The organism is Streptomyces sp. NPDC060184 (assembly GCF_042728795.1).
GTDB lineage: Bacteria > Actinomycetota > Actinomycetes > Streptomycetales > Streptomycetaceae > Streptomyces.
In genome coordinates this window covers 148,453-166,436 of sequence record NZ_JBHWYX010000012.1, presented here as the reverse complement: position 1 = coordinate 166,436, position 17,984 = coordinate 148,453, and the positions used below count along the sequence as shown (strand labels likewise).

7 protein-coding genes are annotated in these 17,984 nt (G+C 74.8%); all 7 read left to right on the top strand.

The features are described 5' to 3' along the window. A partial coding sequence (locus ACFWEE_RS11125; protein ID WP_386888313.1) for an SDR family NAD(P)-dependent oxidoreductase occupies window positions 1–2,660 on the top strand: 2,660 nt, incomplete at its 5' end. A 76-nt stretch (window positions 2,661–2,736) separates the two neighbouring features. Beyond that, complete coding sequence (locus tag ACFWEE_RS11120; RefSeq protein WP_386888312.1) at window positions 2,737–10,353, top strand: beta-ketoacyl synthase N-terminal-like domain-containing protein; 7,617 nt, start codon at window positions 2,737–2,739, stop codon at window positions 10,351–10,353. Between the two features lie 23 nt (window positions 10,354–10,376). Beyond that, window positions 10,377–12,026, top strand: coding sequence for a PfaD family polyunsaturated fatty acid/polyketide biosynthesis protein (locus ACFWEE_RS11115; protein ID WP_386888311.1), 1,650 nt, complete (start codon window positions 10,377–10,379; stop codon window positions 12,024–12,026). After that, complete coding sequence (locus tag ACFWEE_RS11110) at window positions 12,023–13,768, top strand: acyl-CoA dehydrogenase family protein (protein WP_386888310.1); 1,746 nt, start codon at window positions 12,023–12,025, stop codon at window positions 13,766–13,768. The genes ACFWEE_RS11115 and ACFWEE_RS11110 overlap by 4 nt, the downstream gene beginning before the upstream one ends. Next, window positions 13,755–15,551 carry an acyl-CoA dehydrogenase family protein gene (locus ACFWEE_RS11105; protein WP_386888309.1) on the top strand — a complete coding sequence of 599 codons (1,797 nt, stop codon included), beginning with the start codon at window positions 13,755–13,757 and terminating at the stop codon, window positions 15,549–15,551. The genes ACFWEE_RS11110 and ACFWEE_RS11105 overlap by 14 nt, the downstream gene beginning before the upstream one ends. 155 nt (window positions 15,552–15,706) lie before the next feature. Continuing rightward, window positions 15,707–16,513 carry a 4'-phosphopantetheinyl transferase family protein gene (locus ACFWEE_RS11100; RefSeq protein ID WP_386888308.1) on the top strand — a complete coding sequence of 269 codons (807 nt, stop codon included), beginning with the start codon at window positions 15,707–15,709 and terminating at the stop codon, window positions 16,511–16,513. Between the two features lie 120 nt (window positions 16,514–16,633). Then, the gene (locus ACFWEE_RS11095; protein ID WP_386888307.1) at window positions 16,634–17,935 is read left to right on the top strand and encodes an NAD(P)/FAD-dependent oxidoreductase; all 1,302 of its coding nucleotides are present in this window, start codon (window positions 16,634–16,636) and stop codon (window positions 17,933–17,935) included. The last annotated feature ends 49 nt before the right edge of the window (window positions 17,936–17,984 follow it).

Here is a 17,984-nt window from a genome sequence, read left to right as displayed (position 1 = left end):
AGATGCTGGAGCTCGGGATGGATGTGGAGGCGGATCTCGGGATCGACTCCATCAAGCGGGTGGAGATCATGGGTGTGTTGCACGAGCGGTTCGCCGCCGGTGCTCCCGCCGCCGGTCCGGAGCAGCTGGGCGAGCTGCGGTCTCTGCAGGACATCGTCAGCTTCCTCACCGGCGCCCCGGCCGACGCCGCCCCCGCCACCCCGGCCGACGCCGCCCCTGCGGCTGCCGCTCCCGCCACACCCGAGCCGCCCCGCATAGGCCGGGCCCGGGCCGCCGTCGTCGCTCTCCCCGCACCGGACGAACTCCTCACCGCCTACCCCGAGTCGTCGGCCGCCCTGCTGGTCGACGACGGCGGTGAGCTCGCCCCCGCGCTCGCCGCACGACTGCAGGGCCAGGGCTGGAAGGTGCACGTGCTGCGCCTGCCGGGTGTCCCGCAGCGGGTGGACGGCGTGGTCGACCACGCCCTGACCGGATGGGGCGTCACCGAACTCGCCGCCCGCACCGGGGAGATCGTCACCGAGGGCGTCAGCCTCGTCCTGGACCTGTGCACGAAGGAGCCCACCGACTGGGCCGAGGCGGTCCGCCGCCTGGCGCACACCCTGCTCACCGCGAAGCACCTGGTGGAACCGCTGAGCGCGGGCGCCGCCAACGGCCGCACCGCCTACACCACCGTCACCCGCCTCGACGGCGCGTTCGGCGTCACCGGCGTCGACGAGGCCCTCACCCCCTTCGGCGGAGTCGCCGGCCTGGTGAAGACCCTCGCCGTGGAGGCGCCCCGGGTGTTCTGCCGGGCCGTCGACCTGGCCCCGCACCTCGACGCGGACACCGCCGCCGGCCTGGTCCTCGCCGAGACACGCGACGCCGCCACCACCCCCGTCCAGGCCGGTCACGACGGCACCCGCCGCGTCACCCTCACCCTCGGCGAGCGCGCCCCGCACCCCGCCGGGGCCGAGGTGCCCCCCGTCGGGCCCGAGGACCTGCTGGTCGTCACCGGTGGCGCCCGCGGCATCACCGCCGTCTGCGTCGCCGAACTCGCCAGACGCCACCAGGTGGGCCTGCTCCTGCTGGGCCGCACCCCCCTCGTGGACGAGCCCGCCTGGGCGCACGGTCTGCAGGACGCCGCCGCGCTGAAGGCCGCCGCGGTCGCCGACCTGAAGGCGGCCGGGGAGAAGCCCACCCCCAAGCGCATCGAGGACGCCTACCGGGCCGTCACCGGCTGCCGGGAGATCCGCGAGACGCTGGAGGGGCTGCGCGCAGCCGGATCCGACGCCCAGTACCTGGCCGTCGACATCACCGACCCGCAGGCCGTCGCCGCCGCCCTCGCCCCCTACCGGGACCGCGTCACCGGCCTGGTGCACGGCGCGGGGGTCCTCGCGGACCAGCTCATCGCGCAGAAGAAGGCCAGCGAGATCGAGCGTGTCTTCGCACCGAAGCTCACCGGCCTGCGCGCGGTGACCGCCGCCCTCGACGAGGACACGCTCCGCCACGTGGTGCTCTTCTCGTCCGTCGCCGGCTTCTTCGGCAACCGCGGCCAGTCCGACTACGCCATGGCCAACGAGACCCTCAACGCCTGGGCGTCCGCGTTCAAGCGCCGCCACTCCGGGGCTCGCGTCACCTCCCTCAACTGGGGCGCCTGGGACAGCGGCATGGTCTCCCCGCAGATCAAGGCGGTGTTCGCCGAACGCGGCATCACCCTCATCCCGCAGGACCTCGGCGCCCAGCTGTTCGCCGACCAGTTCACCACCGAACACGCCGACGACGTCGTCACCGTCCTCGGCCCCACCACGCCCCTGTCCGAACCGGACGAGACGCCCGCGACGCCCGTCACGGTCCGCCGCGCCCTCGCGCCGCTGACCGGGGAGGCCTTCCTCACCGACCACGTCATCGGGGACGCCCCCGTGCTGCCCGCGGCCCTCGCCCTGGGCCTCGCGATCGGTGTCTCCGAACGCGTCACCGGCCAGGAGGTGCGCACCGTACGGGACTTCGCGGTGCACAAGGGCATCGTCTTCGACGGCTCCGAGCCCGCCGCCCTCGACGTGACCCTCACCCCCGCGCAGCAGGGTGACGGCACGGTGACGGCCGCCCTGCGCTCCCACACCGCCGACGGCGCGCTCCGCCCGCACTACGCGGCCGTCCTGGACACCGCCGCCGCCCCGACCCCGGCGCCCCTGACCGGACTGCCGGCCCTCGGCGGCGGTGAGGCGGCCGACGGCCTCTACCGGGACGGCACCCTCTTCCACGGCCCGTCCCTGCGCGGCCTGCGACGCGTCCTCGCCGACGAGGAGACGCGCCTCGTGCTGGAGTGCTCCCTGCCCGAACCGCAGCTCGGCGACGGGGCGTTCAGCGGACACCGGTACACGCCGGGCGCCGCCGACCTGCTGCTGCAGGCCGCCCTGGTGTGGGTGCGGCGCTTCCGCGGCACGGCCGGGCTGCCGCTCTCCGTCGGCCGCGCCGCCCTGCACCACCCGCTGCCCGACGGCGAGCCGTTCCTCGTCGTGGTGGAGCCCGCCGGGGCCGCCACCGGCGGACCGTCCCGTCTCACCGTCACCGCCTGCACCCCCGACGGCCAGGTCCTCACCGTCTGGGACGAGGTATCCGTGATCTCGGCTCCGCAGCTCACGGCCAAGTTCGTCGTCCGACCGGCCACCGAAACCGCCTGACGACCTGACCCGGTCGGCCCGCCGGGTGCCCCCGCGCACCCGGCGGGCCGACCGTCCACGAAGGGACCCCGCTCGCATGAGCAAGTACGCCATCGTCGGCCTGTCCTGCCTCTTCCCCGGCGCCCCCACCCCCGAGCGGTACTGGGAGAACCTCCGCGACGGCCGTGACTGCCGCCACGAGGGTGGAGCGGAGGTCTTCACGGACCAGCCCGCGGAAGCCGACCTCGACCCCCGGCACCGCCTCCGCCTCCGCCGCGGCGGCTTCATCACCGACTTCAGCTTCGACCCCACCGGCTACCACCTCGACGCCGACACCCTCACCGGCCTCGACCGCATCCACCACTGGTCGATGTACACCGCGCGGGAGGCGCTGCGCGACAGCGGCCACCAGGACGACCCCGGCATCCTGGAGCGCACCGCCCTCATCCTCGGCAACTACTCCTTCCCCACCCCGACCTCCGCCGCCCTCAGCGTCCCCCTCGCCCAGGAGGCCGTCCTGGAGGGTCTGCGCCGCTCCGGCGTCCCCGCCCTCGCCGCCCTCCCCGACGGCCGGCCGCTCGTCGACCCCGAGCTGCTGCGGGAGGAGAACCTGCGCGTCAGCGGCTCCCCGGCGGCCGTCACCGCCAACGCCCTGGGCCTGGGCGGACCCCGCTACACCCTCGACGCGGCCTGCTCCTCCGCCCTGTACGCCCTGAAGCTGGCCTGCGCGCACCTCGCCTCCGGTCAGGCCGACCTCGTCCTCGCCGGTGGGGTCTGCGCCCCCGACCCCACCCTCATCCACCTGTCCTTCGGAGACCTCCAGGCCTACCCCGAGGACGGTTTCAGCCAGCCCTTCGACGACCGCTCCGGCGGCATCCTCACCGGGCAGGGCGCCGGGATGGTCGCCGTCAAACGCCTCGCCGACGCCGTCCGGGACGGGGACCGGGTGCACGCCGTCATCGACGGCATCGGACTCACCAACGACGGCAGCGGACGCCACCTCCTCGTCCCCCAGGGCAACGGCCAGCTCGCCTGCTACGAACTGGCCTACGCGGAAGCGGGCGTGGACCCGGCGGCCGTCGACTACCTCGAGTGCCACGCCACCGGCACCCCCCTCGGCGACACCACCGAGGCCGAGTCCGTCGCCGCGTTCTTCGGCGGGCACGGCAAGGTGCCGCTGCTGGGCTCCGTCAAGGGCAACATCGGCCACCTGCTGACCGTCGCCGGGCTCAGCAGCATGCTCAAGGTCATCCTCGCCATCGACAAGGGCCGCATCCCCGCCACCATCGGCGTGGAACGCCCCGTGACGAGCGCCGACGGACAGGTCGGCCCCGGCCGGCTGGTGCGTGAACTGCGGCCCTGGCCGCGGGAGCCCGGACCGCTGCGCGCCGCCGTGTCCGCCTTCGGTTTCGGCGGCACCAACGCCCACGTCGTCCTCTCCGCCCCCGAAGCCGCCGACACCGCCCCCGTGGAGAGCGCCGGCTTCGTGCCCCTGCCCCCGCTCGACATCGTCGGCCTCGGCGCGCACTTCGGTGCGCTGGGCGACGTGGACGCCGTGGAACGGGCCGTGTACGAGGGCGCCGACACCCTCCGGCCGCTCCCGCCGCGCCGCTGGCGAGGACTGGAGCAGACCACCGGCGGCACCCTCGCCGCCGCGGGTCTCGCCGGTGACGACGCGCCCGCCGGAGGTTACGTCGACGGGGTCGACGTCGACCCCGTCGACCAGAAGATCCCCCCGTCCGACCTGCGTACCTACAACCTCCAGCACGCCCTGGCCACGCAGGTCGCCGACGAGGCGCTGCGGAACGCCGGGTACAGCCGCGCCGTGCCGCCCGGTGCCGGTGCGCCGCCCGCACGCCGGGTCGGCGTGATCGTCGCGATGGAGCTGGAGCCCTACACCAGCGCCCGCCTCACCCGCCACACCATGGGAACCTTCCTGCGCGCCCAGTGCGAGGCGGCCGGCGTCGAGGTCACCGGCGACGTGCTGGCGGCCCTCAGCGAGGTCGCGCGGGACGCGGTGGTGCCGCCGATCGTCGCCAACGAGGTCCTCAGCTACATCGGCAACGTCATGGCCAGCCGGATCTCCTCCCTGTGGAACTTCACCGGACCGTCCTTCACGGTCTCCGCCGAGGGCTCCGGCACCGCCGAGGCCCTCCAGGCGGCGCGGCTGCTGCTGCTCGACGAAGGGCTGGAGGCCGTCGTCGTCGGCGCCGTCGACCTCACCGGCAGCGCCGAACACGCCCTGCTGCGGCCGGACGCCCTCAGCGAGGCGGGCCTGGCGTTCGCCGACGGCCCCCACGGCCCGCGCCTGGGCGAGGGGGCCGGGGCCGTCGTCCTCACCCGCTCGGACTCCCGGCACGGCCGCCGCGTCTACGCCCGCCTGGACGCCCTCGCCACCGGCGTCGCCCCCGCCCGCGACGGACAGCGCCCCGCGCCCGACGCCGGCACCCTCGCCGCCACCGCCCGTACCGCCCTCGCCGAGGCGGGGATCGGGGCCGACGCCGTCGGCTACGTCGAGGCGCACGCCGGAGGGCTCCTCCCCGAGGACCTCGCCGAAGTCACCGCCCTGGGCGAGGTGTACCGGGCCCAGGACGGGGAGGCGCGGCCCGAGCACGAGCGGCGCACCACCGCGCTGGGCTCCGCCGCGGCCCAGTTCGGGTCGGCGGGCAGCGCCGCCGGGATGGCCGGCCTGCTGCGCACCGTACTGAGCCTGCACCACGGCTACCTGCCCGGCACCGCCGGCTGGAGCGGCCCCGCGCAGACGTTCACCGACGCCCTCGACCCGTCCGCCCTGTACGTCCCCGACCGGTCCCGGCCGTGGCTGCGCGAGCGGTCGGGGGAGCGGCGGCACGCCGCCGTCAGCATGCTCGGTGCGCACGGCGCCCACGCCCACCTGGTGCTCTCCGGCGACGCCACCGCCGGCCGCACCGGAGCCACCGGTTTCGGGCGCGCCCGCGGGCCCGTCCTGCTGGCGCTGTCCGCCACCACCGTCGGTGACCTGCTCGCCGCCGTCGACACGCACATCGACGCCCTCCGCGACGGCGCCGACCCGCTGGCCCTGGCCCGCGCGGCGGCCGACGCCCTGCCCGGACGCCCGTTGCGGGTCGTTCTCACCGGACGTGACCGCCAAGAGCTGCTGCTGCAGGCGGAGTCGGCCGCGAGGGACCTGCCGGGGGTGTTCGCGTCCGGCGGCGAGTGGGCCACCCCCGCCGGTTCCTACGCCACCGCCCGTCCGCTCGGACCCGACGGCAAGGTCGCCCTCGTCTACCCGGGCGCCTTCAACTCCTATCCGGGGCTCGGCCAGGACCTCTTCCGGGCCTTCCCCGGCCTGCTGGAGCACTTCGAGGAGCAGGCCGACGAACCGGCCCGGCAACTGCGCGCCCCGCTGCTGTACCCGCGGACCCTGCGCACGCCGGGACGCCGGGAGCTGATGCGGCTGGAGGACACCCTCTCCCAGGACGTGCCGTTCATGCTCGCCACCGGCACCTCCTTCGCCATCCTCTACACCCACCTGGTGCGCCGGGTGCTGGGCGTCACCGCGCACGGCGGATTCGGCTACAGCCTGGGCGAGTCCAGCATGCTGTTCGCCACCGGCGGGTGGAGCGCCGAGGGCCGCCGCGACGACCTCATCAGCGACACGCCCGTCTTCAAGGACCGTCTCGTGGGGCGCCGCCGCACGGTGCGGGAGCTGTGGAACGTGCCGGACGGCACGCCCGACAAGGACCTGTGGGCCTCGCACGTGCTGCTCACCGACCGGGACACCGTCGAGAAGGCCCTCGCCTCCTACGACCGGGTCTTCCTCACCCACGTCAACACCCCCGGCGAGCTCGTCGTCGCCGGAGACCCGGCCCAGTGCCGGGCGCTCATCGCCGAACTGGGCTGTCAGGCGGCGCGTTCCCCGGTCAGCGTCGTCATGCACTGCCCGGTGGTGGACGCCGACGTCGACGCGCTCGCCGACCTGAACGACTACCCGACCGGCTCCCTCGGCGGCCTGGAACTGCTGTCGGCCTACGACTACCAGGAGGTGCCCGGCCTGGAGCGGCGACGGGTGGCCGAGCGCATCGCGCACACCCTGCGCTCACCCATCGACTTCCCCCGCCTGGTGCACACCGCCTACGAGCGCGGTTACCGCTACTTCCTGGAGGTCGGCCCCGGCGCCACCTGCACCCGCTGGGTGAAGGACACCCTCGGCGACCTGCCGCACACCGCGGTGTGCGTGGACCGACGCGGGGTGCCGGCGGCGAAGTCGGTGGCCCAGCTCGTCGCCCGGCTCGTCGGCAACGGCCTGCCGGTGGACCTGGCCGCGCTGCTCGGCGGCGCGGACACCTCCTCGGCGGCCGGCGCGTCGAACGCCGCCGCGCCCGCCGCCCGCCCCCGCCCGAGGTTCCGGGTGGGTGGGGGCGACCCGGTGCCGGAGAAGGTGGCGGCGGGGGTGCGGGCCGTCCTGGCCGCGCCCGCCGTCGCGGCGAGCGGCCCCGACGGCGCCCGTGTGTCCGCCGACGGCGGTGCCGCGAACGGACGCCTCGACGCGGTCGTGTCCGCGGCGCCCGCGGTGGCCACCGTCTCCGCCGGTGTCCCCGGTGCGGGCGCCTCCGCCGACGTCCCCGTTCCGGCCGCCTCCACCGCTTCCGCCACCCCCGCCCCGTCCCTCCCGTCAGCATCTTCCGCCGCGGCGCCCGGCGCCGTACCCCAGCCGCCCGCCGTACCCCCCACCGCATCCGAGGAGCCCGATCCCATGCCCGCCGACCCGACCCTCGCGGACCCCGAGGTCATCGTCTTCGACGGGGACCCGATCGCCTTCCTGCCCTGGGCCACGCCCGGCGCGCAGCCCGCCGCCGTCCCCGCCGCCCCCGACACCCTCGCCGCGGAGCGCGCCGGTCTCCCCGAGCCCGCCGCCCCCGCCCCGGCCCCCGCGCACCACGCACCCGCGGGCCCGCAGGCCCCCGCGGCCGACCCGGCACGCCCGGCCGGTCACCCGGCGGCCGACACCGTGCGGGAGCTGCGCCACCAGATCCTCGCCACGCACGCCGTGGTGATGGAGACGCAGCGCATCCTCCAGGACGCCACCCTCGCCCGCGCCGAGTCCCTTCTCGACGCGGGCACCGCCCCGGCCCCCGCGCCCACCGCGCAGCCGACCGGGCCGGTGCCCGCCCCGTCGCCCGCCCCGGCGCTCCCGCGGGCCGAGGAGCTTCCGCAGGCCCCGGTCCCCGCCGCGCCCCTGCCTCTCCCGGCCGGCCCGTCCGCCGACGCCACGCCCACGGCCACCGGGCCCACCGCGACCACCCCTCCCCAGCCGTCCCACCTGCCCTCCACCACCCCCGGCGTCATCTGGGACGAGGCCGCCCTGCTGGAGTTCGCCACCGGGAAGGTCTCGAACGTCTTCGGCCCCGAGTTCGCCGTCCTCGACTCCTACGCCAAGCGGGTCCGGCTGCCCGCACCCCCGTACCACTTCGCCACCCGCGTGACCCGGCTGGAGGCCACCCCCGGCAAGCTCGGGCCGGCCCGCATCACCACCGAGTACGACATCCCCCACGACGCCTGGTACCTGGTGGACGGGGCAGCCCCGCCCGCCGTCACCGTCGAGGCGGGCCAGTGCGACCTGCTGCTCGTCAGCTACCTCGGCATCGACTTCCGCAACAAGGGCGAGCGGGTCTACCGGCTGCTGGACTCCTCGCTCATCTTCAAGGGCCCGCTGCCGCTGGCCGGACAGACGCTGCGCTACGAGATCTCCATCGACCGGTTCGTCCACAACGGCGACACCACCCTCTTCTTCTTCAGCTACGACTGCTTCGCCGACGACCGGCTGATCCTGCAACTGCGCGACGCCTGCGCCGGGTTCTTCACCCAGGAGGAGCTCGACGCCTCCCTCGGCGTCGTCATCAGCGACCGCGACCGCGCCGAACGGGCCGCTCTCACCCCCGGTTACTTCAAGCCCCTGGCCCGCACCGACGTCACGCACCTGACCGGCGACGACCTCGAACTGCTCGCCCAGGGACGCCCCGGAGACGTCTTCGGCCCCGAACACGTCCAGGACGAGGGCCTGAACCCGGCGCTGCGCCTGCCCGACCCGATGCTGCGCATGGTCGACGAGGTCACCATCGACCGCCTCGGCGGGCCGCGGGGCCTGGGCAAGCTCACCGCCGTCAAGCGCCTCACCCCCGACGCCTGGTACTTCGCCTGCCACTTCCCCGACGACCCGGTCCTCGCCGGCTCCCTCGTCGCCGAGGGCGCGGTGCAGCTCCTGCAGATCCACCTGCTGTACCTGGGCATGCACCTGACACTGCCGGACGCCCGCTTCCAGACCGTCACCGACGAACGCATCGACGTGCAGGTACGCGGTCAGATCACCCCCGAGCACCGGGAGATCCGCTACGAGGTGGAGATCACCGACGTCACCCTGCTGCCGCGCCCCACGGTGCGGGCCGACATCATCGTCCACCTCGGCGACAAGCCGGCCATCCGGATGCGCAACCTGGGCCTCCAGGTGCAGGAGAAGGACGGCGCGCCCTACCGCCCGGGGCCCGGCGGGGTGCCCGTCTTCCTCGGGCGCCGCAACCGCTCGGGCGAACCCGCCATGATCAACGAGCTGCACCTGGCGCACGCCGCGAAGGGCCTGCTCGACATGGCGATGGGCCCGGAGTTCGAGGTGTACCGCGACAGCCGCGCCCCCTACATCCCCAACGGCGACTTCCGGTTCGTCGACCGCGTCATGTCCCTCAAGGGCACCCGCGGCGACCTCAGCCCCGGTTCGGAGATGGTCACCGAGTACGACTCGCCGGACGACGCCTGGTACTACCGCCAGAACTCCCACCCGCACATGCCGAACTGCGTCTACATGGAGTCCTCCCTCCAGGCGGCGATCTTCCTCGGCTACTACCTCGGCGCCACCCTCAAGGACCCCGAGCAGCAGTACGCCATCCGCAACCTCGACGGCCGCGCCACCCTCGTGCGCGACATCGACCTGCGCGGCAAGACCGTCCGCCACCACTCCAAGCTGCTGATGACCTCCGCCATCTCCGGCGCCGTCCTGCAGAACTTCTCCTACGAACTCTCCGCCGACGGCGAGGTGTTCTACACCGGCGAATCCCTCTTCGGCTACTTCTCCGACGCCGCCCTGGCCAACCAGGTGGGCCTCGACAACGGCGGCTGGACGGCCCCCTGGATCGAACAGGAGAAGCCCGCGGCCGACCGGGTGCGCCGGCTCGAACTCACCGCCGACGCACCCTGGTTCACCGACCCCGAAGGCGGCCACCTGCGGCTGCCCGCCGACCACTTCAACCTGGTGGACCACGTCGACCTGGTGGCCGACGGCGGCCGGTTCGGCAACGGCTACCTGCACGGCTACCGCGCGGTGCGGCCCGACGAGTGGTACTTCTCCTGCCACTTCCACCGCGACCCGGTGATGCCCGGTTCCCTCGGCGTGGAGGCCGTCCTGCAGGCGCTGCGCCTGTTCGTGATGGAGCGGGGCCTGGCCGCCGGCATCGAAGCCCCGCGCTTCGCGATGGCCACCGGCGTGGAGATGAGCTGGAAGTACCGCGGCCAGATCCTGCGCCACGACCGCGAACTGCGCTTCGACGTCCACGTCAAGGAGGTGCGGCGCGAAGGGGACCGGCTGCTGGTGATCGCCGACGCCGAACTGTGGAAGCCGGGCCTGCGCATCTACCAGCTCACCGACGCGGCCATCGAAGTCCGCTCCGCCAACGACCCCGCCTGACCAGCCGAGGAGCCACGTTCCCCATGTCCACCCCGCACTCCACCCCACCCCCGGCCGACACCCCCTTGCGCTGGTACGGCGACGGCTTCCCCGCCACCGACCCCTCCGGCGTCTACCAGGCGCTCGCCGACCTGGAGAACCCCTGCTTCGTCGTCGCGACCCCCGCGGGGCCCGGCGCCGTCTCCGGCGGCGCCGCCGCCCCGGGCGGGCACGGCCCCGGGGTGCTCGCCGCCGCCGCGCCGCTGCCCCCGCACCGTCTCGGCTCCGCGGCGTTCACCGCCGCCCACGGCGTGCGCCTGCCGTACATGGCGGGCGCCATGGCGGGCGGTATCGCCTCCGCCGACCTCGTCGTCGCCATGGCCCGCGAGAACCTCCTCGCCTCCTTCGGCGCGGCCGGACTGCTGCCGTCCGTCGTGGAGGACAGCCTGCGCCGCTTCGAGCGGGAGATCCCCGGCCGGCCCTACGCGATCAACGTCATCCACAGCCCCAGCGAGGACCGCCTGGAGCGGGAGACCGTGGAGCTGGCCCTGCGGCACGGTGTGCGCTGCGTGGAGGCGTCCGCGTACATGGACCTCACCCCGCACATCGTCCGCTACCGGCTGGCCGGGCTGCGGCGCGGACCCGACGGCCGCGTCATCACCGGCAACCGGCTCATCGCCAAGGTCTCCCGCCCCGAGACCGCGACCCGTTTCATGCGGCCGGCGCCCGCCGCCACCGTCGCCGTCCTGCTGGAGCAGGGCCTGATCACCGCCGAACAGGCGTCGCTCGCCCACCACGTGCCGCTCGCCGACGACATCACCGTCGAGGCGGACTCCGGCGGCCACACCGACCGCCGTCCCCTGCCCGCCCTCTTCCCCGTCCTGGCGCGGCTGCGGGACGCCGTGCAGCGCGAGCACCGCTACCAGGCCCCCATCCGCCTCGGCGCCGCCGGGGGCCTGGGCACGCCCGCCTCGCTGGCCGCCGCGTTCGCGATGGGCGCCGACTACGTCGTGACGGGCTCGGTGAACCAGTCCTGCCTGGAGGCGGGCACCTCCCCGCAGGTGCGGGCCATGCTCGCCGAGGCGGGCATCGCCGACTGCGAGATGGCACCGGCCGCCGACATGTTCGAGATGGGCGTCGACCTGCAGGTGCTGAAGAAGGGCACCCTCTTCCCGATGCGCGCCCGCCGCCTCTACCAGCTCTACCAGGCGTACGACGGGCTGGAGGCGCTGCCCGCCGAGGAGCGCGAGCGGCTGGAGAAACAGATCTTCCGCCGCCCTCTGGAGGAGGTCTGGGCGGACTGCGTCACCTACTTCACCCGCCGCGACCCCGAACAGCTCACCCGCGCCGCCGACAACCCGCGCCGCCGCATGGCGCTGGTGTTCCGCTGGTACCTGGGCATGGCCTCCCGCTGGGCCGTCACCGGCGACGGCGGGCGCACCGCCGACTACCAGATCTGGTGCGGACCGGCGATGGGCTCCTTCAACGACTGGGTGACCGGCAGCTACCTGAAGAACCCCAGCAACCGGCGCGTCGCCGACGTCGCCCACCACCTCATGCGCGGCGCCGCGTTCCACACCCGCCTCGCCCAACTGCGCCTGGCGGGCGTACGGGTGCCCGCCGGTGCGGTCGGCTACCTGCCGGTGCCGCAGGAGGGCCCGCTGCCCCTGGCCCCCACGGCGGGTGCGTCATGAGCGCCGCCCGGACCCCCGCCCTCGCCACCGCCCTCACCCCCGAGGAGGTGGAACTCATCCTCGGCGACCCCGCCGACCCCGCCAACGTGTACGGCTACGCGGCGGCCGTCGCCCGCGACGAGGCCGACGCCTTCCCCGAGGAACTGTGCGGCCTGCTCTTCGAGGCGGGCTTCCACCTCGCCTATCTGCCCCGCGAGTGGGGAGGCACCTTCGAGTCCTTCGACCGGAGCCTCACCCTCGTACGGGCCGCCGCCCGCCGCGACGTGACGGTGATGCCCGGCACCATGTTCAGCATCATCGCCGCGACCTGCCTGCAGGTGCACGGTTCGGTCGGGCAGCGCGAGAAGGTGGCGCGCGTGCTGCGCGAGGGCGGTGCCGTGGCGTTCGCCATGACCGAGGCCGCCCACGGCAGCGACCTGGTCTCCGGCGCGCTGCACCTGGACGCGCAGGGCCGGCTGCGGGGCGAGAAGTGGCTGGTCGGCAACGGGACCCGCTGCGAGGCGGTGTACGTGGTGGTACGCACCGGCGAGCGCGGCCCCGGCGCGTTCACCGCCTACCTGATCGACACCCCGCGCGGCGCCGACCCGGAGGGCCTGACCCGCCTGCCGGCCCCCCGCACCGACGGCATGCGCGGGGTGGACCTCGCCACCCTGCGCTTCGACGGACTGACGGTCCCGCCCGACGCGCAGGTCGGCAAGGAGGGCGAGGGCCTGGAGGTCGCCCTGCGCGCCCAGCAGGCGGTACGGCTGATGAGCATGGCGGGGTCGCTGGGCATCGCCGACACGGCGCTGCGCCTGACCCTGGACTTCGTCGCCACCCGCCGCTTCGGCCGCACGACCCTGGACGCCACGCCCTACGCCCGACGCGAGTGCGCGACCGCGAGCGCCGCGCTGCTGGCCGCCGACGCGGTGGCGCTGGCGGCGGCCCGCGGGGCGCACGTGGCGCCGCAGGCGTGCAGCGTGTGGGGGCCCGCCGCCAAGCACCTCGTCGCCGAGGCCACCCAGGACGTGCTGCGGCACTGCTCCACCGTGCTGGCCACCCGCTCCGTCCTGCGGGGCCAGGCCCCGGGGGACGGCGTGTTCCAGAAGCTGCGCCGCGACGCGGCGGTGGTCCGCGTCATCGACGCCAGCCCGTACGCCAACCTCCGCTCCTACGCCGCCCAGTTGCCCACGCTCGTCACCGCCACCGCGGCGGGCGGGCCGGCGCCGTCCGTCGACGCCGTCTTCGCCCTCGACGCGCCCCTGCCCGCCTACGAACCGGCCCGGCTGGACCTCCTGGTACGCGGCGCCGACCCGGTCCTGGCCGCCCTGCCCGCCGCCACGGCGGACCTGGCCCAGGAGACGGACCCGGAGACCGCGGCGCTGCTGGCGGAGCTGACGGACGCCGTCGCGGCGCTGCCGGCCCTCGCCGCCCGCACCCGCGGCGCGGACGCCGACCCGCACGCCCTCGCCGACCTCGGCGAGAGCTACGCCTGGCTGCACGGCGCCGCCGCCTGCGTCCAGCTGTGGGCCGCCTCCCGCACCACGGGCCTGTACGGGGCCGAGCCGGGCGACACCGGCTGGCTGCGCGCCGTCCTCGCCTACCTCCTGTCACGCGCCGCCGGCACCGACCCGCGCCGCCGCGCCGCGGACCTGGAACCGGCCCGCACCACCGTCGGCGCGCTCCACACCGCCCACGCGCTCTTCACCGCCCTGCCCGTCCCGCTCGCCGCCCCGCAGGAGACCACCCATGCCCAGGGCTGACCTGACCGCGCTCGCCGCCCGCCTGGAGGAGTTCCTGGGCTGCCCGCACGACGAGTCCTCCGCGATGCCCTTCCGCCGCCTCCTGGAACTGGACGAACGCGAGTCCTACCCGTACGAGTTCGTCAACCCCCTGCGTGCCTGGGGGGTGCCCGAGTACGCCCTGCCCGGCGAGCACGGGGGACGGGCGGGCGACGTGGAGGCGGAGTTCAACCTGGTGCGGCTCATCGCCCGCCGCGACTCCACCACCGCCACCGCCCTCATCATCACCAACCTCGCCTTCATGACCGTCTGGACGGGCGGGAGCCCCGAGCAGCAGGCGGAGTTCGTCGCCGCGGTCAAGAACGGCTACCGCCTCTCCTGGGGCCTGTCCGAACGCGGCTACGGCAGCGATCTGCTGGCCAACGCCATGCGGGCGCGTCCCGTCGAGGGCGGGTACCTGCTCAGCGGCGAGAAGTGGCTGATCGGCAACGCCACCCGCGCCGACGCGATGGTCGTGTTCGCCCGTACGGGAGAGCGCGGCGGCAGCGGCGACTTCTCGGTCCTGGTCCTCGACAAGCGCGCCGCCCCCGCCGGTTCGGTGGTGGAGCTGCCGGGGGAGCGCCTGCACGGCATCCGCGGGATGGACCTGAGCGGGGTGCGGCTGGACGACGTGTTCGTGCCGAGCTCCGCCCTCATCGGGCGCGAGGGGCAGGGCCTGGAGATCGCGCTCAAGGCGGCGCAGGCCGCCAGGGCGCAGATCTCCGGCATGGCGATCTCCGCCGTCGACACCGGCCTGCGCGTGACGCTGGACTTCACCGAGGGCCGCGTCATCCTCGGGAAGACGGTCAGCGACATTCCCTACAGCCGCCGCCAGTTGACGGAGGTGTTCGCCGACCTGATGGTCGCCGACGCCGTGAGCCTGGGTGCCGTCCGGGGCCTGCAGCAGGCACCGGAGCAGGCCAGCGTGCACTCGTCGGTGGCGAAGTACCTGGTGCCGACCATGATGGAACGCGCCATGTCGCAGCTGGCGGTCGTCCTGGGCGCCCGCTACTTCCTGCGCGACCACCCGCACTACGGGGTGTTCCAGAAGATGCTGCGCGACCTGCCGGTGGCGAACTTCGCCGACGGCAACACGGTGGTCAACCTGCGCAACCTCGCCGGCCAGCTGCAGCCGCTGCTGACCCGCGTCGCCGAGGCCACCGCCGCCGACCGGGAGGCCGCGGAGGCGAACGTGGCGGTGCTGTACGGCATGGGCACCGGCCTGCCGACGTACGAGCCGTGGCGGCAGGAGCTGTTCGCGCGGGGCCGTGACGACACCCTGCTGGCCGCCCCGGGTTCGCTGGCCGCGCTGCGGGCCCTGGCGGAGGAGGCCAAGGAGGACGACCAGCGCGGGTGGCTGCGCCGGGCGGCGGCCACCGCGGAGGAACTCCTCGGCCGCACCGCCTCCTTGCGGGAGCGCTCCGAGCGGCTGCGCGGGGAGCTGGGCCGCGCCTTCGGCAACAGCGCGGAGCTGTTCGACCTCGCGAAGGAGTACTGCCTGGTGCACGCCGCCGCCGCCTGCGTGCACACCTTCGTCCACTCCCACGAGGTGATGGAGGAGCCGCTGCCCAACGGTGCGCTGCTGCTGCTGCAACTGGAGCGGCTGCGGCGCTGCCTGGCCCCCCACGAGTCGGTCACCGACCCGGCGGTGATCGACGAGGTGATGCGGGTGCTGCGGCACTTCCACAGCGCCGACCAGCTGTTCTCGCACTGGCAGTTCCCGCTGGCGCGACGGGAGCTGGACGCGGAGCGAGTGCGGCGCTGACGGGCGGGGCGGAGCGGTCCGGCCCGCCGCTCCACCCCGCCCCGCCCGCTCCACCCCGCTCCACCCCGCCCCGCCCGCCCCACCCCGCCCCGCCCGCCCCGCCCGTACCGCCCGTACGTCCGTCCCGTACGCCTTCCTCGAGAGGAGCAGCCCCCGTGCCCCCGCCACGCCCCACCGACCTCCTCCCCCCGGACGCCGGTACCCGGCCGGACCCGGTCGTCCACCACCTCGCCCCGGGTCCCGCGGCGCTGCACCTGCTGCCGGAGACGGCGGTGGACGCCTTCGCCGCGCGGGCGGGCGGTGCGGACGTGCTGAGCGAGGCGGAGCGCACCCGGTGGGCGCGCCTGCGGGGACCGGGGGCGCGCCGCCGCTACCTCGGCGCGCGCCTGCTCGTCCGGCACGCCCTCAGCGCCGCCGACGGCCGTCCCGCGGACCGGTGGCGCTTCACCACCGGACCGTGGGGCCGCCCCGAGCTGCCGTCCCCGGACGACGGGCTGCGGTTCAACGTCTCGCACACCGAGGGGCTCCTCGCCTGCGTCGTCACCCGGCACGGCGGCTGCGGGGTGGACGTGGAGAGCGTCCCCGCCCGCCCCGACGCCGTCGTCCACCTGCCGCCGCACCTCGCGCCCGCGGAACGCGCCGCTCTCGCCGCCCTGGACGGTGAGGCCCGCGCGGTGCGGCTGGCGGAGCTGTGGGTGCTGAAGGAGGCGTACCTCAAGGCACTCGGCACCGGCCTGACCCGGCCCCTGGCCTCCTTCACGTTCCGCGACGCCGGCCCCACCGCTCCCCATGACCCCACCAGCCCTACCTGCCCCGCCGGCCCCGACGACCCCGGCGGCGTGCCCCTCGGCGTCGACGATCCGCGGCTGCCGGTCGCCGAGGCCGCGGCCTGGCGCCTGCGCCTGATGCGCCCCGGCCCCGGTCACGTCCTGGGGCTGGCCCTCCAGGACCCGCCGCCGTAACGCCCGGACCGGCGCGCCCACCCGGGCCACCGGCCACCTGAGCCACCCGTCACCCGAACGACCTTCACCCGAGCCACCCCCCGTCCGTCAGCCCCCGCACCACCCGACCGTGGAGAGATCATGTCGCAGCCCCGCACGCCCCGTATCGCCGTCGTCGGTGCCGGCCCGTCCGGCATCTCCGCCGCCTACCACCTGCGCGAGCGCGCCCACATCACCCTCTACGAGAAGGACGACCGGCTGGGCGGCCACGCCAACACCGTCGAGGTGGAGGACGACGGCCGCACCCTGGGCCTGGACACCGCCTTCATCGTCTTCAACCGCCTCGCCTACCCCACCATGACGCCCGTCTTCGACGAACTGGGCGTGGAGATGGTCGACCACCCCGGCGGCTTCAACTTCTTCGACCTGGACTCGGGACTGGAGTACGGCACGCGGGAGCTGGACCTCCCCGAGGAGGAGATCACCGCCCGGTACGCGGCGACGCCGGAGTTCCTGCCCGTGTGGCGGGAGGTGCGCCGCTTCCACACCGAGGGCCGCCGCGACTTCCTGCGCGGACGCGCCGAGATGCCGATGCAGGAGTACCTCGACGCGGGCGGCTACAGCGCCGAGTTCCGCCACTCCTACCTCATCCTGCTGTGCTCCGCGGTGTGGTCGGTGCCGGCCGAGCAGATCTGGGAGATGCCGGCCGCCACCGTCATCGCCTTCTTCATGGGCCACGACGAGGGCGGCCTGGGCGGCAGCCGCGTCGACTGGCGCACGGTGGGCGGGGGTTCCATCAGTTACGTGCGCAAGGCCATCGCGGCCATCGGCCCGGAGATCCGCACCGGTGACCCGGTGACCGCCGTCGAGCAGGGCGAGGACCACGCCATCGTGGTCACCGCCAAGGGCCGCGAGCGCTACGACCACGTCATCCTCGCCGCGCACGCCGACCAGTCACTGGCCCTGCTGGGCAACCCGACCGACCACCAGCGCTCCGTGCTGTCCACCGTCCGCTACAACGCCTCCGACGTGGCGCTGAGCACCGACGCCTCCGTCATCTCCGGTGGCCGCGAGCGCTGGGAGTCGTGGAACTACGGCAAGGTGGAGGTGGACGGCGCGCCGCGCACCTACGTCGTGTACTACCTCAACAAGCTGCACGACTTCACCTCCCGCAGCGACTACTTCGTCACCCTCGACTACCCGCGCGAGCTGGACCCGGAGAAGGTCATCGCCCGCTTCCGCTACACCCATCCCATCCTCGACGGCGCGGTCCGGGCGATGCAGAAGGACATTTACCGGGTCAACGAGAACACCCGCGTGAAGCTGGCCGGTTCCTACTTCCACTCCCCGAAGCTGGGCGTGGACCAGATCGGCTCGCACGAGGCGGCGTGGGCGTCGGGCAAGCAGGCCGCGGTGCGGCTGCTGGCCGAACTGGACGGCTGAGCGCGGGGCCCGGGGCCGGGCGGCGCGTGAGGCGGCGCGGGAGCCCCGG

Coding starts and splice junctions, on each gene's coding strand:
- ACFWEE_RS11120 (WP_386888312.1), top strand. CDS start 2,737: ATGAGCAAGTACGCCATCGTCGGCCTGTCCTGCCTCTTCCCCGGCGCC.
- ACFWEE_RS11115 (WP_386888311.1), top strand. CDS start 10,377: ATGTCCACCCCGCACTCCACCCCACCCCCGGCCGACACCCCCTTGCGC.
- ACFWEE_RS11110 (WP_386888310.1), top strand. CDS start 12,023: ATGAGCGCCGCCCGGACCCCCGCCCTCGCCACCGCCCTCACCCCCGAG.
- ACFWEE_RS11105 (WP_386888309.1), top strand. CDS start 13,755: ATGCCCAGGGCTGACCTGACCGCGCTCGCCGCCCGCCTGGAGGAGTTC.
- ACFWEE_RS11095 (WP_386888307.1), top strand. CDS start 16,634: ATGTCGCAGCCCCGCACGCCCCGTATCGCCGTCGTCGGTGCCGGCCCG.